The following is a 23,721-nucleotide window of genomic DNA, read 5'->3' as shown; positions in this document are numbered from 1 at the left end:
TTTACCCGAACTCTCGCAAGGCGCAGCTTTTCCGCGCCCCGCTAGAATACTCTTACGCGTCGAGCGCGCGGCAATCCGCTGGCAACCAACCGATTTCCAGTTGCGTTCCCGGTGTCAAGCGCGCTTGGTCCGGCGCGTTTCGCGTTTTAACGACGAAATCCTCGTTACCAGCAACCCGCAAGCGCGTGCGGAAGATGTCGCCCATATAGATGAACTCCAGCACCTCGGCTTTCAGCGTATGGGCACCTTCCTGCAAGCGATCCTTGTTCATCTCGACCCGCTCAGGCCGGATCGAAACGCGCGTACGCTCGCCCACCTGCGAGACGTTCACCGGCTTGGCGTCGATGATCTCGCCGCCGTCCAGCTTCACCTCGCAAAGGTCTGGCCCTTTGATCTCCGTAACCACGCCTTCGAGGGTGTTATTCTCACCAATGAACTGCGCCACAAAGCTGTTCTCGGGCTCTTCATACAAGGTATCTGGCGGCGCCAGCTGCTGAATACGGCCATCTTCGAACACCGCCACGCGGTCAGACATGGTCAGCGCCTCAGTCTGGTCGTGGGTCACATAAACGGTGGTGATGCCCAAATCATGCGCCAGACGGGTGATCTCGAATTGCATATGTTCGCGCAACTGCTTGTCGAGCGCGCCGAGCGGCTCGTCCATAAGCACCAGTTCCGGCTCGAACACCAGCGCGCGCGCCAAAGCGATACGCTGCTGCTGACCACCCGAAAGCTGCGCTGGGCGACGGCCACCAAAGGCACCCATCTGCACCATATCAAGCGCGCGCTTCACCTTCTCTTCCCGAACCGATTTGTCGAGCTTACGCACCTCCAGCGGGAAGGCGAGGTTCTCAGCAACCGTCATATGCGGGAACAAAGCGTAGTTCTGGAACACCATGCCAATGCCGCGCTTGTGCGGCGGAATGTTGTTGATCGGCCTCCCGTCGAGCAGGATTTCGCCATGTGTCGCCGTTTCAAAACCGGCAAGCATCATAAGGCAAGTCGTCTTGCCCGAACCGGACGGTCCAAGCATCGTCAGGAACTCGCCCTTCGGCATGTCGAGGTTCAAATCTTTCACAACAAGATTTTCGCCATCGTAAGATTTTTGAACGCGATCAAATTTCACGAACGACTGGTTATTACCCAAATCAGTCACACGTCTCTCCCCGTTTGGTTTGGACCATCTTTATCGGCCCTTATTGACGCCCATAAGAACATTGGCTTTCGCAGGTCGCAACCGCGAACCGTAAATAAAGTTGCAAATGCTTGATTTTTCATAGCTTTGCACACTTTTTCATATGCCACGAAAGCGCAAAATTACTCGAAAAAACCGGCTTCCCAAGCGCTTCAGTGAGTCTTGGTATCGCCGTGCGGGTCTTCAGATTGGTACAACTCAAGAAGACCCCGTCCACGTCGGCGCTGCTGCCCAGCGCCATTGCTGCAGATACGATTGATTGCTCCGCGATGCGTGCAACCTTGGCCTCCTCGGCCTCACCAAAGGTGCCGAACGTATCCGTTGTGATGCCCGCACGCGCAAAGGCCGCCCGCAGCGCTACATTCACATCCATAATGTATGGCGAGACAAGCGCGAGCCGCCTCAGCCCATGATGTTCCGCAAACGCAATCGCCGCCCGCAGGGGGTTCGTCACCTCGTCGGCATTGCAGCTTTTCCTCACCAACTCCGCCACCGCATCCGATCCGATGATCGCGCTGGCTGAGGTACACCCGTACCCGACGACCGAATAATGCAGCGACTTCGGCAGCAGATCGGCAGAAGCGGCAATCAGCGATTCCATCGCCCCCAATCCCTCGGGCGTCACTTCAGGGGCACTCGCAATCCGGCTGACATAAAGCGCGGCATTGTCGTCGGCGAAAGCTTTATGAAATTCCGGTTCGATTGTTTCATCTGTCTGCAAAACGATCAGCCCCAACGGGGTGGGCAGTGCGTCATCAGGGATCAGGTCAAACGGTAGCGGCTTCATAGGACTGGTATCTCCGCTTCCGCCCGCGGGCTTAAAAAGACAGCGCCACCGTCGGTCACAACGATGTTCTCTTCATGCACCATGATCCTGTCGCCCACCGCAACACCCGGCTCAAGCGTCAGGATCATGCCTGCCTCCAGCACCGTGTGATCCGTAGGAATGAGCGACGGCCATTCGGTGAGCGACATGCCCAATCCATGCCCGAGCCTTCCCGCATCCGTGCCTCCCGCACCGCGGGTCAAGACATCGTTCATCGCATGGAACAGATCAGCCGCCGTCGCGCCCGGTCGCGCGACTGCCGCACCCGCATCACTCGCCTCGATCAACCGCGCATGGGCCGCGCTCACTGCACTGCTTGCCGTGCCAACCGCCCAGTTCCGATCAAAATCGCAAAAATAACCGTCATGCACGAGGCCGGTATCCAGCATCAACACATCACCATGCGCCAGAGGCGCTTCAGTCGCAGGCGAGATGACATCCGCATAACCGCCCTGCCCCGCTCCACCGGCCAGATAGGGCACCCAATCCGCCCCTTCGCTCAGGCACAGCATCTGGAATTCCCGAAACACCTGCTCCAACGGCACGCCGACAGCGGCAATCTCCGGCACCCGCGCAAAGGCCCGCCCCGCGATGCGGCAGGCCTCCGCCACCTTGTCGATTTCGGCTTGCGATTTCACCATCCGCAGCTTGCGCATGATCCCTTCGTCAGAACCTAGCTCCACTGCCGTGGCCAGGCGCTGGTAATCGCTCTGTGGCATACGAACATGCGTTTCGTGCCCGTCCTGCACACCGATCCGGCCACCTTGCGTGACCTCGTTCAACGTCTCGATCAGCAGGCCAACGCCATCATCGTGCAGATCCGGCGCAACCCATGTACGAATATCGTCGATCCATGTCTGCCCCATCAGCGCCGCACCGATCGACGGGATCACCGCAATCGGCTTGCCACTTGCCGGAACAACAAGGAACCAAGGGCGTGTCGGACTTTCCCAAAAGCGGGTCAGATAGCCGGTAAAGTAGCGCAGTTCAGGTTCGGTTGTCAGAAGTAGAGCCGCAAGCCCGCTTTCGGCCATCAAGGCTTGGGCTTTCGCCGTCCGCGCGGCGAATTCAGAGGCAGGAAACCCCCTCAATCCGCAACCTCCGACAGGAAGCAAAGCACCCGCGAGTCTGGCCCGATTTGCATCGCTTGCCGCGCATCGTCGTCCATCACAGTGGCAATACCGGCGCCACCCGACGCTGTCGTTTCCAGCCCCGTAGCTGCCATCGCAGGCAGTTGCGCGGTAACATCAGCGTCTGAAATCGTCAGAAACGCATCCGCATCCCGCGCCAGCCCATTGAGCGCAATTAACGATGGCTCTTTGCAATCAAGCCGCCCCATCACACTGTCCGGTCCGTCGGCAAAAACACATTCGCCCGCCAAGATGCTCGCCTGCAATGCGGGCGCGGCTTCCGGCTCAACCACGATGATTTCCGGCCCGTCGCCCCACGCCTTGCGCGCATAGGCGGCAACCGCACCGGCCAATCCGCCAACACCGGCTTGCAACAGGATATGGGTTGGCACTTCAGGGCATTGCGCAACAGCTTCCGCCACCATCTGCAAATACCCTTCCATCAGGATGTGCGGCAACTCCGCATAGCCTTCCCACGAACTGTCCGAGAGCAGGGTCCAACCGTTTGCGACGGCGGCCTCCTGCGCGGCCCGCATCGAGGCCGCATAATCCGCACCGGCACGCACAACATCCGCGCCCAGCGCCTGCAATCGTCCGGCAAAGCTCTCTGGCACCGTCTCCGCGATATAGACGACCGCCTTCGCGCCAAAAACCCGTGCGCCAGCCGCGACGCTCATTCCGTGGTTGCCCGCGCTTGCGGTCACATAGGTGCGCCCTGCGAGCGTGTCCGCTCCGGGATTTGGGTCCACCGCCTCAGCCTGCCGCGCAATCACATAGGCAGCGCCGAGCGCCTTGAACGACCCAAGCCCCATGCGAGGCCGCTCGTCCTTGACCCAAAGCGCAGCCACCGGCGCAAGTGGTGTGGCATTGACCAATGGTGTCTCTGCGGCTTTCGGGCATTGCCCCAGCAGCGCCGCCACCCGTGCCGCATCCGTCGATGGATAGGGCATATCCGGCGCGAGTTTCTCTCCGCCGCGATGCGGATTGATGATCAGCTGCATAAACGATTCCAAGTGGACAAAAACCGAAACTGCATTAGATCAAGTCATCCCTTCGAAACGTTGCATCAAGCTACGCCATGCGTGCGGCTGTAAGCGTTAGTTTGCGGCACTTCATGCCTGTTTCGCGCCGTTTCGCCCGGATTCCAGACAGTTATTTCCAGCGGATAACAAGCCGCAGTATCGGAAGAATGTTCCGCGGAACAGTCGCCCCCCGGGCAGGCCGAAAGTCCGACCAAAAGGTCAATTTCCGCGAAGAATTCCAGGTAGTCTCCGGGGCGTACTGGGCTGGCTTTCATAAAATACTGCCCCGTATCTCGGGTGAAGCCGGTGCACATGAAAACATTCAGCACGTCATGCACATATTTTTCAGCCTCATCGAGCGGCAGGCCGCTCTGCGCCGCCAGCGCGCGGGTCAGGTTCGAATGGCAGCAATAATGATAATCATCCCCCGACAGGAGCCGCCCCGTATAAGGGTCGCAGCGCGTGCCGATCACATCATGCACCGAGCCACCAAACTCATCAAATCCGTACCAGTCAAGCGTATCGTCAATAATCGTCGCCATCGGTCGCATGTAGGGAAAACTGCTCCACATCCGGTCGCCGGTTGAGAGATGCGTACCATGAAGCGCCCGCGTCTTGCCCGAGTAGAACCGTTCGTTCAGGTCATGCTCATTCCAGATATTCAGGTCGCCCACCTGCGGCCCGCCTACCGACGTGATACGGAAAAAAGCGCCCGCAGGAACCGTGATGCAGCCCGCATCGCGCGGCGCCACGGTGAGGGTTGCCTCCAGTTCCGAACGCGCGCGCAGCGCCTGCAAGCCGACAATATCGACCGGCGGCAGGGTTTCAGGCGGATAACAAATAACCGGCCGCACGTTGCGCATTTCCTCGGCGGTTGCGGGGGCGTCATGCTGCGGCCGGTCAAGTTTCATTATCTGTCTCCTAGCTTTTGAAAACGGCGTTCACTGCCTTGACAGTCTTGCCGACCACTTCATCCGCTTCCGCTTCGGTCAGGCAGAATGGCGGCGCAAAGCCAAGGATGTCACCCTGCGGCATCGCCCGCCCGATCACACCTTGCTCCAACAACGCACCTGCGACCTGCGGCCCGATCTTGTCAGCGGCATCAAAGAAGCTGCGGCTTTCGCGGTCCTTCACGAACTCGACCGCGCACAGCATGCCTTCACCACGAATATCGCCCACATGCGGATGATCGCCCAAGTCATCCTTCATCGCAGCGTTCAAATAGGCACCAACCGTTCCCGCGTTTGAGATCAGATCAAGCGTGTCCAGCAGCTTGAGGTTCGCCACACCGGCCGCCGCGCCGATGGGGTGCGCGGAGTAAGTCCAGCCGTGGCCGATGGGTCCGTTTTCATCCGTGCCCTGCTCAAGCACCTTCCAAACCTTGTCCGAGACAATCGACCCAGACAGCGGCGCATAGGCTGACGTCAGCCCCTTGGCGATGGTGATGATATCCGGCTCGATCCCGTAATGGGTGCTGCCAAACATCGTTCCCAAACGCCCGAAGCCGGTCACGACCTCGTCCGCCACAAGCAGGATATCATGCTTTTTTAGCACCGCTTGAATGGCGTCCCAATACCCTGCCGGCGGTGGCACGATCCCGCCGGTACCGAGCACCGGCTCCCCAATGAAAGCAGCGATCGTGTCCGCGCCCTCACGTTCGATCAACGCCTCCAGCGAGGCCACGCATTGCGCGACAAACTCTGCTTCGGTCTGCGCGGTGTCCTCACGGCGGAAGTAGTAAGGCGCATCGGTATGAACAATCTGCGCCAGCGGCAGGTCGAATTTCTTGTGGAACAGCTCCAAGCCGGTCAGCGATCCGGTCACAATCCCCGAGCCATGATAACCGCGCCAACGCGAGATGATCTTCTTCTTCTCAGGCCGGCCAAGGATATTGTTGTAATACCAGATCAGCTTGACGTTGGTTTCGTTCGCATCCGAGCCACCCAAGCCGAAATACACTTTCGACATATGCGCCGGAGCGCGATCAAGGATCATCTTCGCCAGCGTCACCGAGGCTTCAGTGCCGTGCCCAACATAGGCATGGTAATAGGCCAATTCGCGGGCCTGCTCGGCAATCGCTTCCGCGATTTCCTGACGGCCATAGCCCACGTTCACGCAATACAGCCCTGCAAACGCATCCAGCAGCCGGTTCCCATCGCGGGTCTCAATATGGCAGCCGCTTGCGGTACGGATGATGCGGGTCGCGGTTTCGCCACGGGCATGCTGGGCAAGATGCGTCGACGGGTGGAAAAAGTTCTCGCGATCCCATTCAGCGAGTTGATCATTATGTAGCAAAGGCTCACCTATTCGGTTGGCGGCGCGCGGCCGGTACGTCGGATTTGTGGAGCCATGTGCACGCTTAGCGGCAGATTGCTCCGCTCACTCCGGCAGCAGCGCGCAATGCCTTTATTGCCGGAACGCCGCCTTAATAGCCGCCACGCCAAATTGCCGTCAATTGAAATTACTTCGCTCAGGCGCGGATCGTCGTGCCTGCCGCACCAAGGATCGTCCGCACATGGCTGGCAATCGCCGTATCCTGCGCGCCGGTGCCGGTCAGATCACAGATCGTCACCGCCTCCTCCCCGCTGCGGCCCTCGGCGGTTCCGTTGATAATCTGGCCCAGCTCCGGCGGCGTCGGTTTGCTCCAAAGCCTGTGCGCCAGTGCCGCCTCCAATTCACCAGAAACTTCGCATTGCCGAACGCTGTCACAGACATAGAGATCACAAGCCGCCAGCGCCTTCGGGTCGATCTCGTTCTTTCCGGCCTGATCGGCCCCCATTGCCGTAATGTGCAGGCGCGGATGCAGCCATTCCGCGCGGATCACCGGCGTACGCGCGGGCGTTGTCGTCACCACCAGCTGGCTCTCGGCAACCACCTCTTCCGCATCCGCCACTGCGCGGGCATCAACGCTCAGATCAGCCGCCAGATCAGCGGCGCAGGCCTCCGCCTTGGTCGCATCCCGCCCCCATACCAGCAAGCGTTCGAACGGGCGCACCAAATGCGCCGCCTGCATTTGCAGCCTCGCCTGTACGCCGGTGCCCAACACTCCCGCCACCTGCACCCGTTGCGGCGCCAGATGCCGCGCAGCCACCGCGCCCGCCGCAGCAGTGCGCATATCGGTCAGATAGCCGTTGTCGAGAAACACCGCCTCCACCAGTCCGGTCTTAGCGGAAAACAGGATCATCAGCCCATTGAGGCTCGGCAAACCCAGCTTGGGATTGTCAAAAAAGCCCGGGCTCACCTTGATCGCGAAACTGTCGAAACCGGGGATATAGGCGGTTTTAACATCCACCTCGCCATTGGCCTCAGCCAATTCCATCGACAGGATCGGCGGCATCACCACGCTGCCCTGCCCCAAGGCCGCAAAAGCCTGCGCGACGATATCCACCACCGTCAAATCAAGCGCAACCACCTGCCGCAGCTCGGCCTCGGTCACAATGCGAATATCATGCGCCATATGTCTTGCCCTTCAACACCATGTCCCCAAGCGTCACATCCTGCCCCGAGACAACCCGCAGGAACTGCCCCATATCCAGATTACGTCCGGTGATGATCGTCCCGATCGGGCCATCGCACCGCGGCAACTTACCCGCCAGCAACGCTGCAAGTCCTACCACACAGGCCCCTTCCGCCACGATCCTGTCCTCGAAGAACAGCACCTGCATCGCATCGCGGATCTCTTCCTCGCTCACAAGTACCGTCCCATCCAGCAGATCGCGGCAAAGCGGAAAGCTCAGCCGGTTCTCCAATCCGATCCCCCCGCCCAGCGAATCCGCCAGCGACGCATATTCCGTCACCTCCACCGGATGCCCCGCCTCCAATGACGCATGCATCGCCGCACCGCGCTCCATCGAGATACCAATTACACGGATATCCGGCTTCAGCGCTTTTGCCGCAACGGCCACGCCTGCCGCCAATCCACCGCCCGAGAGCGGCACCAAAAGCGTTTCCAGATCGGGGCGCTGTTCCAGCATCTCGATCCCGATCGTCCCCTGCCCCGCGATTACATGCGGGTCGTCGAAGGGAGATATTTCAACCAGCCCCTCCGCCGCGCAGAGCCGCGCACTCTCCGCCATCGCGTCATCTTGCGATTGCCCCACGATCCGCACTTCCGCGCCCAGCGTACGAATGCCATCGACCTTCGCCTGCGGCACGAGGGAGGACATGCACACAACCGCTCGCATGCCCCGCTGCCGCGCGGCATAGGCCACGCCGCGCCCGTGATTGCCCGTCGAGCAGCAGGTCACGCCTTGCACCTCTTCAGGCAGTGCCATCACCGCCGAAAGCGCGCCGCGCAGCTTAAACGCACCAATCGGCTGCATGGTTTCCATCTTCATCAGGAAATCCCGTCCGGCGATCTTGCTCATGTAAGGCGACGGTATCAGCGGGGTGTTATCCGCAACGCCCTTGATACGGTCCTGTGCCGCGCGGATATCACCGATACCGAAATCCAAGGTCGTAGACATGACAGCCTCGTTCGTATTCATGATAGAAACCACCGGCTTAACCGCCGAATGTGGCGCAGAACAGCATGGGGCAATTGCGCCTGTCAATCGCAGCAGAGCGCATTACCTCGTCATTGAAACCAACAGGAGAACCGCCACATGCCCGCAGGCAATGCGCCCTTCACCCAAGCCGAATACGACCGCCGGATCGCCGCCACGCGCCAAGCGATGGAAAAGGCAGGCGTCGATGTTCTTTTCGTGACCGACCCCTCCAACCAAGCATGGCTCACGGGCTATGACGGATGGTCCTTCTATGTGCATCAGGGCGTCATGCTCGGGATGGAAGGCGCGCCGGTCTGGTGGGGCCGCATGATGGATATGTTCGGCGGGCGCCGCACCTGCTGGATGGAAGCCGAGGACATCATCGGTTACGGCGATCACTTCATCCAGTCCACTGTCTATCACCCGATGCAGGATCTGGCCGAACAACTGCGCGCCCGCGGCTTCGAGAACGCGCGTATCGGCGTCGAGATGGAAAACTACTACTACTCCGCCAAGGCTCATCAGGTGCTGACCGAAGCGCTCTCCAACGCAACCTTTGTTGACGCAACCGCCTTGGTAAACTGGCCGCGCCTCGTTAAATCGGGCGAAGAAATCGCCTTCATCCGCAAGGCCGCGAAGATTTCCGAAAAGGTGATCTCGACCGCGATCGAAAAAGCCGCCCCCGGCGTGCGCAAGAACGATCTCGTCGCCGATATCATGCACGCAGGCATCACCGGCGTCGATGATGCATGGGGCGACTATCCTGCCATCGTGCCGTTGACCCCTTCAGGCCTCGATGCCACCGCCGCACACATGACGTGGAATGGCGATCCGATGCGCGAAGGCGAAGCCACCTTCTTCGAACTTTCTGGATGTTACCGCCGCTATCACGCGCCGCTCTGCAGGACCGTCTTCCTCGGCACGCCCTCGGATGACATGCGCCGCGCCGAAGCCGCCCAGATCGAAGGCATCGAAGCAGGCCTCGCCGCCGCCAAAGCAGGCAATCGTACCAGCGACATCGCCAATGCTTTCTTGGGTGTTCTCGCCAAATACGGGATGGAACGTTCCGGCCGCATGGGCTACCCGATCGGCCTCAGCTACCCGCCCGATTGGGGCGAGCGCACTGCATCGCTCCGCACCGAGGACGAAACCATTCTGCAACCGGGCATGACCTTCCACTTCATGCCCGCCCTGTGGATGGACACATGGGGCTTGGAGACGACCGAAACCATCCTGATCAAAGAAGACGGCCCCGCCGAAGCGCTTTGCAACATCGAGCGCAAACTCTTCGTAAAGGACTAAGCCCGATGGCAACGCTGGACCATACCAAAGCCCTTTTGGGCGATCTGATCAGCTATCCAAGCATCTCGAGCAATAGCAATGTCGAGGTGATCGGATACATGGCCCAGCGCCTTCAGGAAATCGGCGCCGATGTGCAACTCCAGTTCACACCAGACGGCCAAAAGGCCAATCTCTTTGGCACGCTTGGCCCCGATGGCCCCGGAGGCATCGTCCTCTCGGGCCATTCCGACGTGGTGCCGGTCATGGATCAGGACTGGACCCACGATCCGTTCGAGATGATCGAACGCGACGGTCGCCTCTACGGGCGCGGTACCTGCGATATGAAAGGCTTCATCGCGGCGGCTATCGGCAAGGCTGCCGATTACGCAGCACTGCCCCTGACCCGCCCCGTCCACTTCGCCTTCACCCATGACGAGGAAACCGGCTGCCTCGGCGCACAGGCGCTGGCACCATGGCTGCAAGAACGCGCTATTCGCCCCGCCCTCGCGATCATTGGCGAGCCGACAATGATGCAAGTGATCGAAGGTCACAAAGGCTGCTGCGAATACACCACGCACTTTCATGGCCGCGCCGGTCACGGCTCCATGCCCGATCTCGGCATCAACGCGGTGGAATACGCGGTGCGCTACGTCACCCGCCTGATGCAAATTGGCGAAGATCTCAAATCCCGCGCGCCCGCGAACAGCCGCTTCGATCCGCCTTGGACGACGATCAACACCGGCTCTCTAAACGGCGGCGCGATCCACAACGTGATCCCCGAAACAGCGTCCGTCCAATGGGAGTTCCGCCCGGTCCAGAACAGCGATTTCACCTATGTCAAAGGCGCGGTGGAAGATTATGTACAGTCCGTCCTCCTCCCCGCCATGCGCAAGGTGGACCCAAACGCCAGCATCACCACCGAGGTGATCGGCGAGGTCGCCGGTCTGGAACCCGCCACCGTGAACGAGGCCCGCGATATTCTGATGGAGTTGACCGGCAGCAATCACTCCAGCGTCGTACCTTTCGGCACCGAGGCTGGCATCTTCAGCGAGATCGGCATGAACGTCGCCGTTTGTGGCCCCGGCTCCATCGAACAGGCGCATAAGCCGGACGAATATCTCGCGATCGACCAATTACAGAAATGTCTCGCCATGCTCGACGGGCTTGAGGCAAATCTCACGGCTTAAATACGCGCCTAGGCAGGCGGCGGCCTCACCCGCCCGTCACCCCTGCCACGTTGACATAGAGCGCATAGATCGAGTGGCTCGCCGCCATGAACAGGCGGCTATTGGCCCGCCCGCCAAAGCACAGGTTGGCACAGCGTTCCGGCAGGGCGATCCGGCCAATCGCCACACCGTCCGGCGCGAAGATCATCACCCCGTCCAGCTCGGCGCTGCCCATGCCCCAGCCGCACCAGAGATTACCATCCACATCGACCCGAAACCCGTCCGGCGTGCCCGCGCCCGCATCAATCAGCACCCGCTTATTGGCGAGCGTGATCCCGTCCGCCGCCACATCATAGGCGAGGATCTTGCGCGTCGGCTCCCCGCGTGACTCGACGATGTAGAGCAGGTTCTCGTCAGGGCTAAAGGCCAATCCGTTCGGCCCGAGGATATCATCCGCCACAACCGTCAGCGCCCCGCTCTCAGGGTCAAGCCGGTAGACATTCTGCCCCAGCTCCGGCGCCGCCCGATAGCCCTCGTAATTGCCAGAAATGCCAAAGGGCGGATCGGTAAACCAGATGCTGCCGTCGGATTTCACGATCACATCATTGGGCGAATTGAGCCGCTTACCTTCATAGCTGTCCGCCAGAACGGTGATCGTGCCGTCATATTCCGTTCGCGTGACCCGCCGCCCTCCGTGCTCGCAGGTGATCAGCCTCCCCTGCCTGTCGCGCGTCTGCCCATTGGCAAAGTTCGACGGCTGGCGATAGGGCGACGCCTGCCCCGTCACCGCGTCCCAGCGCATGATCCGGTTGTTCGGGATGTCGCTCCACAGCAAATACCGCCCATCCCCGAACCATACCGGCCCCTCGCACCAGCGGCACCCCGTTGCCAACCGTTCCACCCCCGCCAGCGGCAGCCGGTACCTATCAAAGCGCGGATCGAGCGAAATCACCGACGGGTCAGGATAACGCTGCGAAGGGCGCCAGTCCTCGGGGCGGTCGAAATGATCTGTCATGGCCTATTCCTGCGCTGTTTGAGGGCAAGATAAGCGACCACTCCCGCCTTGACCATGGCTGGCTTGTGCCTTCCTATGCGGTTCAGATGCGACGCGCGGTCGTTATCTTTATGGAATGCGCAGCGGGGCGATAGCCTGAAGCGCAAAGCATCCTCTTACCGTGGGAGATTGCGGCATGAAAAAAATCTATCAATCCGCTGACGAGGCCCTCGATGGCCTTTTGCGCGATGATATGCTCATCGCAGCCGGCGGCTTCGGTCTTTGTGGCATCCCTGAGCTTTTACTTCAGGCGATCAAGGACAGCGGCGTCAAGAACCTGACCTTCGCGTCTAACAATGCTGGCGTCGATGATTTCGGCATCGGCATCCTGCTGCAAAGCCGTCAGGTCAAGAAAATGATCTCCTCCTATGTGGGTGAGAACGCCGAGTTCATGCGCCAATATCTCTCTGGCGAGCTGGAGCTGGAGTTCAACCCCCAAGGCACCCTCGCCGAACGGATGCGCGCCGCTGGCTGCGGTATCCCCGGTTTCTACACCAAAACCGGCGTCGGCACGGTGATCGCCGAGGGCAAAGAACACAAGGATTTCAACGGCGAAACCTATATCCTCGAAGAAGGCATCTTCGCCGACCTCTCCATCGTGAAAGCATGGAAAGCCGACGACACCGGCAACCTCGTCTTCCGCAAGACCGCGCGCAACTTTAACCCGCCCGCCGCTATGTGCGGCAAGATCTGCGTCGCCGAGGTCGAGGAGATCGTCCCCCGTGGCGAACTGGATCCTGATCTCATCCATCTGCCCGGTATTTATGTGCACCGCCTGATCCAAGGCACTCACGAAAAACGGATCGAACAACGCACCACACGCACGCGGGAGAACGCATAATGCCTTGGGATCGCAATGAAATGGCCACTCGGGCCGCGCAAGAACTCGAAGACGGCATGTATGTCAATCTCGGCATCGGCATCCCGACACTGGTGGCCAACTATGTCGGAGACAAGGACATCACCCTACAATCCGAAAACGGCATGCTTGGCATGGGCCCCTTCCCCTATGAGGGCGAAGAAGACCCCGATCTGATCAACGCGGGCAAGCAGACGATCACCGAACTGAGCCGCACCGCCTATTTCGACAGCGCGACCTCCTTCGGCATGATCCGGGGCGGTAAGATCGCCGCAGCGGTGCTCGGCGCGATGGAAGTTTCCGAAAAGGGCGATCTGGCAAACTGGATGATCCCCGGCAAACTCGTGAAAGGCATGGGCGGCGCGATGGACCTCGTCGCCGGTGTCGGCCGCGTCATCGTGGTGATGGATCACACCAACAAGCATGGCGAAAGCAAAGTGCTGAAGGAATGCACCCTGCCGCTGACCGGCAAAGGCGTGGTTGACCTGATCATCACCAATCTCGGGGTGCTGGAAGTGGGCCGCAAAGGCCTCCACATCCTCGAAACGGCCCCCGGTGTGAGCCATGACGACATCCGCGCCGCGACCGAGGCAACCATCGTCTGACGCAAAGGGCGCGCGCGTCGTAACTTATACAAGTGTGGCAGGGGCCAATGGCCCCCGCCGAATTTATCCTAGAAGAAGCCAAGCTTTTTCGGGTTATAGCTCATCAAGATGTTCTTGGTTTGCTGGTAGTGATCCAGCATCATCTTGTGCGTCTCCCGCCCAATGCCCGATTGCTTGTAGCCGCCAAAGGCCGCATGCGCAGGATAGGCGTGGTAGTTGTTGACCCAAACACGCCCTGCCTCGATCGCCCGTCCGAAACGGTAGCAGGTATTCGCATCACGCGACCAAACACCCGCGCCAAGCCCGTACATCGTGTCATTGGCTATCGCCAACGCCTCGGCCTCATCCTTGAAGGTCGTGACCGATACCACCGGCCCAAAGATCTCCTCTTGGAACACACGCATCTTATTGTGCCCTTTCAGGATCGTCGGCTGAATGTAGTTACCGCCCGCCAACTCGCCATTAAACCGCGCCGCGGCGCCGCCGGTCAGGACTTCCGCGCCCTCCTCAACACCGATGGTGAGGTAGGACAGGATTTTCTCTTGCTGCTCGGTGCTTGCTTGTGCGCCGACCATCGTTTCAGGGTTGCGCGGATCGCCCTGTTTGATCGCCCGCACCCGCTCGATACACCGTGCGATGAACTCTTCGTAGATGTCCTCTTGGATCAACGCACGCGACGGGCAGGTACACACCTCGCCTTGGTTGAAGGCAAACAGAACAAAGCCCTCAACCGCCTTGTCGAGGAAGTCGTCATCCTGCGCCATCACATCCGAGAAGAAGATATTCGGGCTCTTGCCCCCCAGTTCCAGCGTCACGGGGATCAGGTTCTGCGTCGCCGCTTCCATGATCTTCCGCCCTGTCTCGGTCGAGCCGGTGAAGGCGATCTTCGCAATGCGGGACGAGAGCGCCAACGGCGCACCAACCTCGGCACCATAGCCGTTCACGATGTTAAGCACGCCAGCAGGCAGGTATTCGGCGATAATCTCCGCCAGTACCATAATCGCCGCAGGTGTTTGCTCCGCAGGCTTCAACACGATGCAGTTGCCCGCAGCCAGCGCCGGCGCCAGTTTCCATGCCGCCATCAGGATAGAGAAGTTCCACGGGATGATCTGGCCAACCACGCCCAACGGTTCGTGGAAGTGATACGCAACCGTGTCGGCGTCGATCTCGCTCATATTGCCTTCTTGGCTCCGCAAGGCGCCCGCAAAATAGCGAAAGTGGTCCGCAGAGAGCGGAATATCCGCCGCCAACGTCTCGCGGATCGGCTTGCCATTGTCCCACGTCTCGGCCTGTGCCAGCCGCTCCAGATTGGCTTCAATGGCATCCGCGATTTTTAGTAGGATGTTCGAGCGCTCCGCAGGTGACGTCTTTCCCCAGCCTTCCTTCGCGGCATGTGCCGCATCCAGCGCCAATTCAACATCATCGGCATCAGAGCGGGCACACTCGGTGATCGCCTCACCCGTGATCGGCGTCACATTGGTGAAATACCGGCCATTTACCGGCGGGGTGAACTTGCCGCCGATAAAGTTGTCATAGCGCGGTTTGAAAGGCGAAACATAGGTGCCAGCCTCGGTATGGGTCATATCATTCATAGTGGTTTTCCTCCATTCGTCCGGACCTCCTCCGGAAACTGAATTGAGGATGCCCAGCGCGCCGTGCGCTGTCTGCTAGGGGAGTTCACAAGGGGGATAAGACCTGTCTCAAGCCTGAGACAACTGCGATCAGTTTTGATCCAGACCCAGCCGCTTCATGCGGCGGTAAAGCGTCGCGCGGCCGATACCAAGCTGCCGCGCGGCTTGCGAAACGTTGTTACCCGCTCGCGCCAAGGCGCGGATCACCGCCGCTCGCTCCGCCTTCTCGAATCCGGTCGGACCATCATCGCGCCCCAATACGTCTGCGGCGGGTTTCGGGCTGAGCGCCCCAGCGGCCGCAAAGCCGAACACCCGCCGTGCTTCGCGCGTCGCGCCCACGATCAGATCGTCGCCGTCAATCGCCAAAAGCGTTGCCGCGTCTGCATCGTCGCTTTCCGCAACAACGATCCGCGCCTTGTCATACGCGGCACGGAAATTCGCCTCTTCAATCGCGCGGGCCGTCTGCGCGACCTGCGCTGCGATCAGGCGGTTAAAGGCTTCTGTCTGATCCACCCGCGCCGAGGACACATCCAGCGCCGCCATGATCCGCCCTTCGGCATCATAAATCGGCGCGTCGATACAGCTCATCGCCGTATTACGCGCAAAGAAATGCTCATCACGGTGAATGATCACCCGCCGCTTCTCTTCCAAGCAGGTGCCAATGCCGTTGGTGCCCTCGAACTCTTCACTCCAGTCCGCCCCGATGCACAACCCCCACGCCTCAAACACCGTCGCGTCGGCTTCCGCGATCCGCTGATCCAGAACAATGCCCTTGTCATCGGTCAACAGAACCGCGCACCCCGACTGCCCCACCAATGAATACAGACTGTCCAGCCGTGGCGCGGCTACCGTCATGAATTTTTCGTAAAAGGCAAAGCGCTCGCGCAAGAACGCCTCTTCATGCCGGATCGGGCTACGATGCTCACCCGGGTTAAGCCCGTGGCGATCCGCCGAGCGCCGCCAACTGGCCGCCAACCGTGACCGCGCCGCCGCCGACGGTGAATTCGCCACGTCCAGAACGTGATTGATATGGGCGATCGTGCGGCTCATGGCTCCTCGTGGCGCGTGCTACCGCCAACACTACAGCATCAAAGCCCTGTTGAAACATTTTTCCTGGAGAACTGTCTCACTTCTGAGACACCTTCACGATCCACGAACATAGACCGCCAAGCGCAGCCTACCCACCCCAGCTTTAGCGATAAAGCTCCCCAGTCCTGCGGATTCGGTCCTCAGCTGCAGGCAGCGAGCTCACCCACCCTTAACCCCTGCCACGTTGACATACAGCGCATAGATCGAGTGGCTCGCCGCCATGAACAGGCGGCTATTGGCCCGCCCGCCAAAGCACAGGTTGGCGCAGCGTTCCGGCAGGGCGATCCGGCCAATCGCCACACCGTCCGGCGCGAGCTGCATCCGATCATTCATCACAAGCGTCTGAATGGCGACAATTTCCCTGCACATGAATGTCCCATATATAAATCATTCAGGCGCGACGAAACAATGCGCGTCGAGGATGACGTCTTCTGGCGCAAAGATGGAAAGCCCATCCTCGTCGAATATGTATCGACGCCAATTTACGACCATGATGTCCTCGCCGGCGCCGTTGTCATCTTTCGAGATGTCACCGAGCGGAAGGAAAACGAGCGAAAACTACGCGAGGCCCTTGCGCAGGTCGAAGACCTTAAAGTCAAGCTTGAACAGGAAAACGACTACCTTCTGACGGAAATCCGTTCCGCACGATCCCATACAGGGGTGGTCGGGGTGTCACCCTCGATCAAACTGTTGAATGCTCAAATTGATCTCGCCGCAAAGAGTGACGCGCATGTCTTGGTCACTGGGCCGACCGGATCAGGCAAAAGCCTTACTGCATCGGCAATCCACGAAGCCAGCTCGCGACATCGGCGTCCGTTGGTGCGGATCAACTGCGATCAAAGCAGTGCAGAAAATCTTGAGGCAGAGCTTTTCGGATATCGCCGAGGCGCTTTTCCAGGTGCATCGCGCGACACGACCGGCAAGCTGTTAATGGCCCACAACGGAACGCTCCATCTGGATGAAGTGGCAGCGCTGCCTCCCAGAATCCAAGCCCGAATTCACGATGTGCTGGAGACAGGTCATGTAAAGCGGATCGGGGATAGCGCCGAAACACCAGTATCCATCACGGTTGTTGCAACAACCTCGCGCAATCTGGCCTCCGAGGTGAAAAGCGGGCAATTTCGGCAAGATCTCTATTTCGAACTCAACCTGCTTCCCATTTCCTGTCAGCCTCTCAAAGAGCGACCAGAGGACATCCCATATCTGGCGCGCCATTTCCTGAACCGCACGACGCGGCGCCTCCGGCTCCCCAAGGCGCGCCTGACCAAGGCGAATATCTCAGCTCTCAAGCAGTATGACTGGCCTGGTAACGTCCGCGAACTGGAAAACGTGATCGAGCGCACCGCAATTCTGGCGCAAGGGGGCCGTCTGAAATTCGATCTCGATAACAAATCGCACGATCCGTCACCACTCTCCGACCGAATTTTAACGCAGGAAGAGCTGCGGAAGCTTGAAATCGAAAACTTCCGCAATGCATTGGAGCGGTCTGGCGGCAAAGTATCCGGCTCAAAAGGAACCGCTGCGATGTTGGGCATCGCGCCAACCACTGCATACTCAAAAGCCAAGGCCTTCGGCATCGATTTGTCCCAGTTCTCTGCGCGGCGCAAAAGTCCTGCGCCATCGACCCTCAAACGGGCCGCACCAGCCCCGCTTCGGGTTCGCGAATAGACGTGTGCAGGCGCCCTCAAACGGGCGCACGCAGCAAACGCTCCACAAGGTCAGCGCCACTCGGAAACGGCAGCGAACATTTGAAGCCTTCGCATACTCCGAAAACCCGCACCGATCCAACCTACCAACCGAGACGAATGTCCAAATGCGCAAACAGATGTCCGCCGCGCGCCGACATTGGCACGACACAGGCCGATAAGGCCTTTGAGAACACGCGGGAATTCAACCCAACGCACGAGCAAAATTTTGAGGAAAGTAAGTGGCGGACTGGGGAGGATTCGAACCCCCGACCCCTTGATTCGTAGTCAAGTACTCTATCCAACTGAGCTACCAGTCCGCGGAGAGTGGGGCGGATTTACCCACCCACGTCGCCCATTGCAAGGGGCAAAGTTCAGAATTTCACTCTTCCGCCAATTCCTTGGTCAGAACCTCCGATTTCGGCAGGCAAATGGCAAACTCGGTCCCCTCTGCGTCGCTCTTACGCAGTTCCAGCCGCCCGCCGTGGCCGCGCACCAATTCCGCCGCGATCACCAGCCCCAAACCGGCACCGCCCTTGCGCGTCCCCCCTTGGAATGGCCGAAACAGAAAATCCTTCGCCCGCGGCGGCAGCCCTGGGCCGGTATCCCGCACAAAGAGCCACCAGGCCGTATCGTCCTCCTCGGCATGAACGCAAATCTCACCCGCCTTGCCGGTTGCCGCAATCGCCTGCCGCGCGTTGCGTACCAAATTCATCAAGACCCGATGCAACTGCTCGGCATCAGCCCGCACAACCATCGGCGCAGGCACATCCTCCGAGAATGACAGCGGAACTTCCGCCGCCGCCAGCCGCTCGGCCTCGATCACGTCGCCCACCAGATCCGCAAGGTTGAACCGGCCAAGGCGCGGCGGTGGCTCCGTGGCCCGCCCAAAGGCCAAGGTCGTCTCGCACAGGTTGACCGCGCGGTTGATCGAGCCCACCAACTTCGGCGCGAGCCGCTGCACCATCGGGTCGTCCGATCCCTCCATCCGGTCGGTGAATAGCTGCGCCGTCGTCAGGATATTGCGCAGATCGTGGCTCACCTTTGCCACCCCCTCGCCCAGCTGCGCCAATCGCTCTCGCTGGCGCAACGCTTGCGTTAGCTCCTGCTGCATACTTTGAAGGGCTTGCTCGGCCTCGCGTAATTCACGAATGCCCGCCTTTGGCGTGATGATCGTCCGCGCATCCTCCGGTGCCTTCGCATAGGTCTGGATATGGCGCACCACACCCTTGATCGGCTTCATCAAGAATATTCGCACCGACAGGAACAAAAGGAACGCCGTTATCACCGAGATCACCGCCGATAGGATCAGGATATTGAACCCGTAATCCAGCATCGCGCGGCGCAATGGCGCTTCTTCCATCGTCACTTCGATCAATTCGCCGGCCTGCTGCACCGGCTTGCCAACCACGCGGATCACCGTCTCATCACTCGAAAACAGCGTCCGCAGTGCGTCGCGGATCAGCACCAGCGCGCCCGGGTCACGCAGGTCAAAGGTTTCAGACACCTGCCCCGGCAATTCAGATGAAAGCATCAACTGCCGCACCGCATCCCGCCGCAGCACCACGTTGAACACGCCCGCCGTTTTCAGCAACTCCTGCTCCAGATCGGGCGAAATCATGTCATCCGCCAAAAGCGACAGCGCCGCAATCTGCGCCCGCTCCAGTCGCAGCAGCAGGTAATCCTCCCGAAACCGCGCCACCGAGGGAACAAAGATCAGCACTTCGGCCAACATCACGAAGACCGTCGTCAAGATCAGGAACCGCCCCGAGAGCGTGTTCAGCATCGTCCCTCCCAGCAGGGCAATCAGGGAAGGAAGCGCTGCACCGTCCTGACCACCCTTTTTACCATCGCGCTCTCAAAGAGCCGCGGGCTAAAGTAGCTCCCAGCCAAGCGTTTGTTAATCTCGCCGAGACTGGGGTATGGAAGCACCGTGTTCGCAACCGCCGAGATTTTCAAGCTATTCGCGATGGCGAGCGCCCAAATGCCAATCAACTCGCCCGCCTGCGGCCCCGCGATGGTCGCGCCAACGGGGCGCCCCTGGTGGACGATCACCTTGGCAAGCCCTTCCGTCTGGCCGGTGGCAATGGCGCGATCCATACCCGCGAAGGGCTGTGTAATCACCTCGACCGCACCGCCGTATTTCGCTCGCGCATCCGCCTCGCTCATTCCAACATGCGCCAGTTCCGGTTCGGTGTAAGTCACCCAAGGAATGTGATCCGTCCGCGCTTTTGCGGGGAGGCCGAGCAGGATGGAGCGGATCACAACGCCCGCGTGATAGCCCGCCACATGGGTAAAATGCAGCCCGCCCGCTGCATCGCCAATCGCGTAGACCCGCCGATTACTCACCGACCGCAGATTGGCACCTACCGTCACCCCCTTGCCAGTATGCTCCACACCTGCCGTGTCCAAATCCAGCTGCGCGAGGTTCACTTTCCGCCCCACGGCAATCAGCAAATGGCTTCCAGTGATCGGTCCTTGGCCCGTTTCCACGGTGATCTTGCCATCAGCGCTGCGCGTCACCGCCTGCGCGCTGGTGTTTTCATGCAGCGTGATTCCCTGCCCCCGCAGGTGCTGCACCACGATCTCGGCCATGTCGGGGTCATCACGGCCCAGCGCCTTCGCCCCTTCAATCACCGTCACTTCGCAGCCCAATTGGCGATGCGCCTGCGCCATTTCCATGCCAATCGGCCCCCCTCCGATAATGATCAGGTGGTCGGGCTTTTCTGCGAGATCAAAGATCGTCTCATTGGTCAGGTAAGGCACATCCTCCAATCCGTCGATTGGCGGCACAAACGGCCTCGATCCCGTGGCGATTACAAATCGGCGCGCGCGGATCGTCCGGCCACCGGCTTCCACGGTCCGCGGCGAGGTAAAGCGCGCCCAGTCGCGCAGCACCGTCACGCCGAGCCCTTCAAACCGGTCTTGGCTATCATGCGGTTCGATCTTCTCAATCGTCGCCCGCACATGCGCCTGTGCGTCAGCGTAAGAGAGCGGCGGCACCATTCGCCCCGCGCCGAGTAGCGCTTTGGAGGGAACGCAACCATAGTTCAGGCAATCGCCCCCCATCTTATGGCCTTCGATGAGGACAACACTGGCCCCCATCTGCACCGCGCCCGCCGCCAGCGACAGCCCGCCAGAACCCGCGCCGATGATGCACAGATCGGGCTTCAATTCTTCTGCCATCATTGGCTCCCTTGTTCTTCCGCCACCGGCCCCTTGCGCAGCGCCTTCAGCACCATCGGCAGCGCCGCCAGTGCACACAGGCCAAGGAGCGGCAACAGGATTTGTGGCTCAAAGATAATCCCCAGATCGGGCGTTTCACCCCGCGCGAACACCGCGCCCAATCCAGCCCCCACCGAGGTGTAGACCAGTGCCCCCGGCAAAATGCCGAAAAATGTCGTCACCACATATCGCCCCAGCGGCACGCCCACCAAAGCGGGCAACAGATTCGCGACAAAGAACGGCACCGCTGGCACCAGCCGCATTAAAAACAGCACCGACCACTGATTCTCGTCGATCCCCCGCTTGATCCGCGCCACCGCGCCCGCGCTGGCATCCATCCGCGCCGCCAACCGCTCACCGAATCCCGCCTTCGCCGCCAGAAAGATCCCGATCGCGCCGAGCGTCGCACCCGTGACGTTGAACACCACACCCGGGAATGTGCCAAAGAGAAAGCCGCCGGTCAGCGTCGCCACCGTCGCCCCGGGCAATGAGAGCGTGACGATCCCCGCGTAAGCCAGCACAAACAGCACCACCGCCGCACCGTAATAGGCATCCCGATAGGCCAACAGCGCTTCACGATGCGCCGCCAACGCCTCGAACCCTAGCGAATCCTTGAGGAAAACCGCACCCAGCACCGCCACGACCGCAATCACCAAGATCGGCAACCGCGTCGCCCACCCTGCCTTGCTCTTTGCCTGTTCCTGCATGCCGCGTCCTTATCACATCGGTTTCCTTCCCTAGATGCCCCTTCCGGCCGCCCTTGCCTAGCCACCTCACGCGCGGTTGATCCGCAGTGATGCTTTTGCCTTTTCGCGCCGGTTTCTGTAACATTTCCCCGCAGCACGATGGTCCTGCCGCAACTGGCGAAATTCTTCCGCCTTTTCCGCCTTGCAACCGTTGACACCTGCACCGCCCGCCTCTAAAGGCAGGGCTTCGAATGTTATCGGGCCTCGAATCCTTATGGGTCGGCCCCAAGGTTACGGAGAGAACGCGATGAAACGCACGTTCCAACCCTCGAACCGGGTGCGCAAAAACCGCCACGGTTTCCGTGCGCGCATGGCGACTAAAGCCGGCCGCAAAATCCTGAACGCGCGTCGTGCGCGTGGCCGGAAATCGCTCAGCGCGTAAGCGTTGCGCGGGGTCATATGACACCGCCGGACAGGATATCTTCAAAAACCGCCGAGGCGCAGCCTGCGGCGGTTTTCGTTGCTGTACGCAACCGTCTGCCCGAAGTGCTGCTCAAGCGCGCCGATTTCGTGCGTGCCGCGCGTGGTCGCCGTCAGGCCATGCCGGGCCTGCACCTACAAGCCTTTGATAGGGGCGATGACGCGCCGCCGCGCGTTGGCTTCACCTGCTCCAAGAAAGTCGGCAATGCCGTGGCCCGCAATCGTGCCAAGCGCCGCCTCCGCGAAGCGGCCCGCCATATCCTGCCCACGGATGCCCAAGCGGGCTTTGATTATGTGCTTGTTGGCCGCAATCAGGCGACAGCCGCGCGTGACTTCAACGCGCTGATGGATGATCTCCGCCGCGCCTTGCGCAAGGTGCATAAATGAGCCCGCTGGCTTGGATCGTCTCTTTGCCGGTACGCGCCTACCGCGTGACCCTCTCACCTTGGGTCGGTCATGGTTGCCGCTATCACCCGACCTGCTCGGCCTACGCGCTCGAAGCGCTTGAAAAGCATGGCGCGTTCAAGGGCAGCTATCTCGCCGCCCGCCGCATCGCCCGCTGTCACCCTTGGGGCGGTTCCGGCATCGACAACGTGCCGGACTAGGCCCGCCCTTACCCGCGCTTCTCGAACATGATGCTGACATCGCCGATATCGACGCCATAACGCTTCATGTAGGCGCGGTTGAATAGCCGCCCGTCCTCCAAGAGCCACATCCAGTCGTCAAAACTCACGCGCATCGTCTCGACCGTTCCATCGGCAGACGGGATCGGCAGATCAATCTCGTACCGCCAGTTAAAGCGGTTTCCATCCTCAATGCCCGTGGCCTTGCCCGTCACACCGGCTGCCGTGCCTTCCCATGTTTCAGGCCCCGTCTGAACCAGCGCCCAAACCCGCTGCTCGGTCGCTCCATCCTCATAAACAAAGTCCTCGGTGAGGATCAGTCGCTCGCCGTCCCAGTCCCCGTGGATATCAACCTTGAAGCTGCGGCGCACCGTTCCAAGCACATCCTGAAATTGCCCATAGGCCACCGTGTGACCGGCAAAATACTCATGCAATTCCAGCTCGCGGTCCGAAATGACCGGATCGTCAAAAGACGGCTTCCCCGTACAGGCGGCAAGCCCGATCAAGGCGGTCAGGGCAAGAATGGCACGGCGCATGGGGGAACCCTCCGGTCAAGTGTTTCCTCTTCTACGCTGCGTGAGAGGTTTTGGATCGGTTTCCCCACCGAACGCGCCTGTAAGATTAACCCCGCAGAAACTTTCTGCAGGTGCGATATGCATAAGTTGTGCATCAGTTGT

Annotated in this window: 24 protein-coding genes and 1 tRNA gene; 8 read left to right on the top strand and 17 right to left on the bottom strand. The window is 60.4% G+C overall.

All coding sequences use genetic code 11. From position 1 onward, the window contains the following. Positions 1-52: 52 nt before the first annotated feature. The 8 genes from AB1E42_RS03210 to eutB all read right to left on the bottom strand — a co-directional run bounded on the left by AB1E42_RS03210 (position 53) and on the right by eutB (position 8,639). Positions 53-1,156, bottom strand: coding sequence for an ABC transporter ATP-binding protein (locus AB1E42_RS03210; RefSeq protein WP_368345558.1), 1,104 nt, complete (start codon positions 1,154-1,156; stop codon positions 53-55). 118 nt (positions 1,157-1,274) lie between these two features. Continuing rightward, on the bottom strand, positions 1,275-1,982 hold the full coding sequence (locus tag AB1E42_RS03205; protein WP_368345557.1) for an Asp/Glu racemase: 708 nt from the start codon (positions 1,980-1,982) through the stop codon (positions 1,275-1,277). Beyond that, positions 1,979-3,112, bottom strand: coding sequence for a M24 family metallopeptidase (locus tag AB1E42_RS03200; protein WP_368345556.1), 1,134 nt, complete (start codon positions 3,110-3,112; stop codon positions 1,979-1,981). The genes AB1E42_RS03205 and AB1E42_RS03200 overlap by 4 nt, the downstream gene beginning before the upstream one ends. Further along, positions 3,109-4,152, bottom strand: a complete 1,044-nt coding sequence (locus AB1E42_RS03195) for a pyridoxal-phosphate dependent enzyme (RefSeq protein WP_368345555.1) — start codon at positions 4,150-4,152, stop codon at positions 3,109-3,111. Before AB1E42_RS03195 ends, AB1E42_RS03200 begins: the two co-directional genes overlap by 4 nt. Before the next feature lie 65 nt (positions 4,153-4,217). Continuing rightward, entirely contained in the window at positions 4,218-5,084 is an 867-nt protein-coding gene (locus tag AB1E42_RS03190) for an urea carboxylase-associated family protein (RefSeq protein ID WP_368345554.1), read from the bottom strand. 10 nt (positions 5,085-5,094) lie between these two features. Further along, positions 5,095-6,468, bottom strand: coding sequence for an aspartate aminotransferase family protein (locus AB1E42_RS03185; RefSeq protein ID WP_368345553.1), 1,374 nt, complete (start codon positions 6,466-6,468; stop codon positions 5,095-5,097). A 175-nt stretch (positions 6,469-6,643) separates the two neighbouring features. After that, a complete protein-coding gene (locus AB1E42_RS03180; protein WP_368345552.1) occupies positions 6,644-7,630 on the bottom strand; it encodes a cyclodeaminase in 987 nt (328 codons plus the stop codon). Further along, positions 7,620-8,639, bottom strand: a complete 1,020-nt coding sequence (eutB, locus tag AB1E42_RS03175) for a hydroxyectoine utilization dehydratase EutB (protein WP_368345551.1) — start codon at positions 8,637-8,639, stop codon at positions 7,620-7,622. Before eutB ends, AB1E42_RS03180 begins: the two co-directional genes overlap by 11 nt. Before the next feature lie 138 nt (positions 8,640-8,777). Between eutB and AB1E42_RS03170 the strand changes: the two genes are divergently transcribed. Both AB1E42_RS03170 and argE read left to right on the top strand, forming a co-directional pair. Beyond that, a complete protein-coding gene (locus AB1E42_RS03170) occupies positions 8,778-9,962 on the top strand; it encodes a M24 family metallopeptidase (protein WP_368345550.1) in 1,185 nt (394 codons plus the stop codon). 5 nt (positions 9,963-9,967) lie between these two features. Beyond that, positions 9,968-11,128, top strand: a complete 1,161-nt coding sequence (gene argE, locus AB1E42_RS03165) for an acetylornithine deacetylase (protein ID WP_368345549.1) — start codon at positions 9,968-9,970, stop codon at positions 11,126-11,128. A gap of 25 nt (positions 11,129-11,153) precedes the next feature. Here the strand turns inward: argE and AB1E42_RS03160 are convergent, their stop codons facing one another. Next, on the bottom strand, positions 11,154-12,122 hold the full coding sequence (locus AB1E42_RS03160; RefSeq protein WP_368345548.1) for an SMP-30/gluconolactonase/LRE family protein: 969 nt from the start codon (positions 12,120-12,122) through the stop codon (positions 11,154-11,156). Positions 12,123-12,297: 175 nt separating this feature from the next. Between AB1E42_RS03160 and AB1E42_RS03155 the strand changes: the two genes are divergently transcribed. Together AB1E42_RS03155 and AB1E42_RS03150 are read left to right on the top strand one after the other, a co-directional pair. Next, positions 12,298-13,002 carry a CoA transferase subunit A gene (locus AB1E42_RS03155; RefSeq protein ID WP_368345547.1) on the top strand — a complete coding sequence of 235 codons (705 nt, stop codon included), beginning with the start codon at positions 12,298-12,300 and terminating at the stop codon, positions 13,000-13,002. After that, positions 13,002-13,625, top strand: a complete 624-nt coding sequence (locus AB1E42_RS03150; RefSeq protein WP_368345546.1) for a 3-oxoacid CoA-transferase subunit B — start codon at positions 13,002-13,004, stop codon at positions 13,623-13,625. Before AB1E42_RS03155 ends, AB1E42_RS03150 begins: the two co-directional genes overlap by 1 nt. A 68-nt stretch (positions 13,626-13,693) precedes the next feature. Here the strand turns inward: AB1E42_RS03150 and adh are convergent, their stop codons facing one another. The 3 genes from adh to AB1E42_RS03135 form a co-directional block, all read right to left on the bottom strand. Next, a complete protein-coding gene (adh, locus tag AB1E42_RS03145; protein WP_368345545.1) occupies positions 13,694-15,217 on the bottom strand; it encodes an aldehyde dehydrogenase in 1,524 nt (507 codons plus the stop codon). 129 nt (positions 15,218-15,346) lie between these two features. Continuing rightward, the gene (locus tag AB1E42_RS03140; RefSeq protein WP_368345544.1) at positions 15,347-16,306 is read right to left on the bottom strand and encodes a helix-turn-helix domain-containing protein; all 960 of its coding nucleotides are present in this window, start codon (positions 16,304-16,306) and stop codon (positions 15,347-15,349) included. A gap of 198 nt (positions 16,307-16,504) precedes the next feature. Continuing rightward, positions 16,505-16,714, bottom strand: coding sequence for a hypothetical protein (locus tag AB1E42_RS03135; protein WP_368345543.1), 210 nt, complete (start codon positions 16,712-16,714; stop codon positions 16,505-16,507). A 39-nt stretch (positions 16,715-16,753) separates the two neighbouring features. On the opposite strand from AB1E42_RS03135, the gene AB1E42_RS03130 reads away from it, so the two are divergent. After that, a complete protein-coding gene (locus tag AB1E42_RS03130) occupies positions 16,754-18,013 on the top strand; it encodes a sigma-54 interaction domain-containing protein (protein WP_368345542.1) in 1,260 nt (419 codons plus the stop codon). Positions 18,014-18,273: 260 nt separating this feature from the next. On the opposite strand, the gene AB1E42_RS03125 is transcribed toward AB1E42_RS03130, so the two are convergent. The 4 genes from AB1E42_RS03125 to AB1E42_RS03110 all read right to left on the bottom strand — a co-directional run bounded on the left by AB1E42_RS03125 (position 18,274) and on the right by AB1E42_RS03110 (position 21,962). After that, positions 18,274-18,350 (bottom strand) — tRNA-Arg (locus AB1E42_RS03125). A gap of 62 nt (positions 18,351-18,412) precedes the next feature. Next, the gene (locus AB1E42_RS03120) at positions 18,413-19,816 is read right to left on the bottom strand and encodes a sensor histidine kinase (RefSeq protein ID WP_368345541.1); all 1,404 of its coding nucleotides are present in this window, start codon (positions 19,814-19,816) and stop codon (positions 18,413-18,415) included. A gap of 20 nt (positions 19,817-19,836) precedes the next feature. Continuing rightward, positions 19,837-21,216, bottom strand: a complete 1,380-nt coding sequence (locus AB1E42_RS03115; RefSeq protein ID WP_368345540.1) for an NAD(P)/FAD-dependent oxidoreductase — start codon at positions 21,214-21,216, stop codon at positions 19,837-19,839. Then, entirely contained in the window at positions 21,216-21,962 is a 747-nt protein-coding gene (locus AB1E42_RS03110; protein ID WP_368345539.1) for a TVP38/TMEM64 family protein, read from the bottom strand. Before AB1E42_RS03110 ends, AB1E42_RS03115 begins: the two co-directional genes overlap by 1 nt. Positions 21,963-22,248: 286 nt before the next feature. On the opposite strand from AB1E42_RS03110, the gene rpmH reads away from it, so the two are divergent. The 3 genes from rpmH to yidD are packed head-to-tail and all read left to right on the top strand — an operon-like array spanning position 22,249 to position 23,026. Then, positions 22,249-22,383, top strand: a complete 135-nt coding sequence (gene rpmH / locus AB1E42_RS03105) for a 50S ribosomal protein L34 (protein WP_026757035.1) — start codon at positions 22,249-22,251, stop codon at positions 22,381-22,383. Between the two features lie 17 nt (positions 22,384-22,400). Next, complete coding sequence (rnpA, locus tag AB1E42_RS03100) at positions 22,401-22,808, top strand: ribonuclease P protein component (RefSeq protein ID WP_368345538.1); 408 nt, start codon at positions 22,401-22,403, stop codon at positions 22,806-22,808. Continuing rightward, positions 22,805-23,026 carry a membrane protein insertion efficiency factor YidD gene (gene yidD, locus AB1E42_RS03095; protein WP_368345537.1) on the top strand — a complete coding sequence of 74 codons (222 nt, stop codon included), beginning with the start codon at positions 22,805-22,807 and terminating at the stop codon, positions 23,024-23,026. The genes rnpA and yidD overlap by 4 nt, the downstream gene beginning before the upstream one ends. An 8-nt stretch (positions 23,027-23,034) precedes the next feature. Here the strand turns inward: yidD and AB1E42_RS03090 are convergent, their stop codons facing one another. Next, positions 23,035-23,580, bottom strand: coding sequence for a DUF3833 family protein (locus AB1E42_RS03090; RefSeq protein ID WP_368345536.1), 546 nt, complete (start codon positions 23,578-23,580; stop codon positions 23,035-23,037). Positions 23,581-23,721 lie beyond the last annotated feature (141 nt).

Origin of the sequence: Pelagovum sp. HNIBRBA483 (assembly GCF_040931995.1) — a bacterium.
Taxonomy (GTDB): domain Bacteria; phylum Pseudomonadota; class Alphaproteobacteria; order Rhodobacterales; family Rhodobacteraceae; genus JAEPMR01.
This window is presented reverse-complemented; position numbering and strand designations above follow the sequence as displayed.

Coding starts and splice junctions, on each gene's coding strand:
- rpmH (WP_026757035.1), top strand. CDS start 22,249: ATGAAACGCACGTTCCAACCCTCGAACCGGGTGCGCAAAAACCGCCAC.
- AB1E42_RS03115 (WP_368345540.1), bottom strand. CDS start 21,216: ATGGCAGAAGAATTGAAGCCCGATCTGTGCATCATCGGCGCGGGTTCT.
- AB1E42_RS03090 (WP_368345536.1), bottom strand. CDS start 23,580: ATGCGCCGTGCCATTCTTGCCCTGACCGCCTTGATCGGGCTTGCCGCC.
- rnpA (WP_368345538.1), top strand. CDS start 22,401: ATGACACCGCCGGACAGGATATCTTCAAAAACCGCCGAGGCGCAGCCT.
- AB1E42_RS03110 (WP_368345539.1), bottom strand. CDS start 21,962: ATGCAGGAACAGGCAAAGAGCAAGGCAGGGTGGGCGACGCGGTTGCCG.
- adh (WP_368345545.1), bottom strand. CDS start 15,217: ATGAATGATATGACCCATACCGAGGCTGGCACCTATGTTTCGCCTTTC.
- argE (WP_368345549.1), top strand. CDS start 9,968: ATGGCAACGCTGGACCATACCAAAGCCCTTTTGGGCGATCTGATCAGC.
- yidD (WP_368345537.1), top strand. CDS start 22,805: ATGAGCCCGCTGGCTTGGATCGTCTCTTTGCCGGTACGCGCCTACCGC.
- AB1E42_RS03140 (WP_368345544.1), bottom strand. CDS start 16,306: ATGAGCCGCACGATCGCCCATATCAATCACGTTCTGGACGTGGCGAAT.
- AB1E42_RS03170 (WP_368345550.1), top strand. CDS start 8,778: ATGCCCGCAGGCAATGCGCCCTTCACCCAAGCCGAATACGACCGCCGG.
- AB1E42_RS03160 (WP_368345548.1), bottom strand. CDS start 12,122: ATGACAGATCATTTCGACCGCCCCGAGGACTGGCGCCCTTCGCAGCGT.
- AB1E42_RS03135 (WP_368345543.1), bottom strand. CDS start 16,714: ATGTGCAGGGAAATTGTCGCCATTCAGACGCTTGTGATGAATGATCGG.
- AB1E42_RS03205 (WP_368345557.1), bottom strand. CDS start 1,982: ATGAAGCCGCTACCGTTTGACCTGATCCCTGATGACGCACTGCCCACC.
- AB1E42_RS03190 (WP_368345554.1), bottom strand. CDS start 5,084: ATGAAACTTGACCGGCCGCAGCATGACGCCCCCGCAACCGCCGAGGAA.
- eutB (WP_368345551.1), bottom strand. CDS start 8,639: ATGTCTACGACCTTGGATTTCGGTATCGGTGATATCCGCGCGGCACAG.
- AB1E42_RS03195 (WP_368345555.1), bottom strand. CDS start 4,152: ATGCAGCTGATCATCAATCCGCATCGCGGCGGAGAGAAACTCGCGCCG.
- AB1E42_RS03180 (WP_368345552.1), bottom strand. CDS start 7,630: ATGGCGCATGATATTCGCATTGTGACCGAGGCCGAGCTGCGGCAGGTG.
- AB1E42_RS03150 (WP_368345546.1), top strand. CDS start 13,002: ATGCCTTGGGATCGCAATGAAATGGCCACTCGGGCCGCGCAAGAACTC.
- AB1E42_RS03120 (WP_368345541.1), bottom strand. CDS start 19,816: ATGCTGAACACGCTCTCGGGGCGGTTCCTGATCTTGACGACGGTCTTC.
- AB1E42_RS03130 (WP_368345542.1), top strand. CDS start 16,754: ATGCGCGTCGAGGATGACGTCTTCTGGCGCAAAGATGGAAAGCCCATC.
- AB1E42_RS03155 (WP_368345547.1), top strand. CDS start 12,298: ATGAAAAAAATCTATCAATCCGCTGACGAGGCCCTCGATGGCCTTTTG.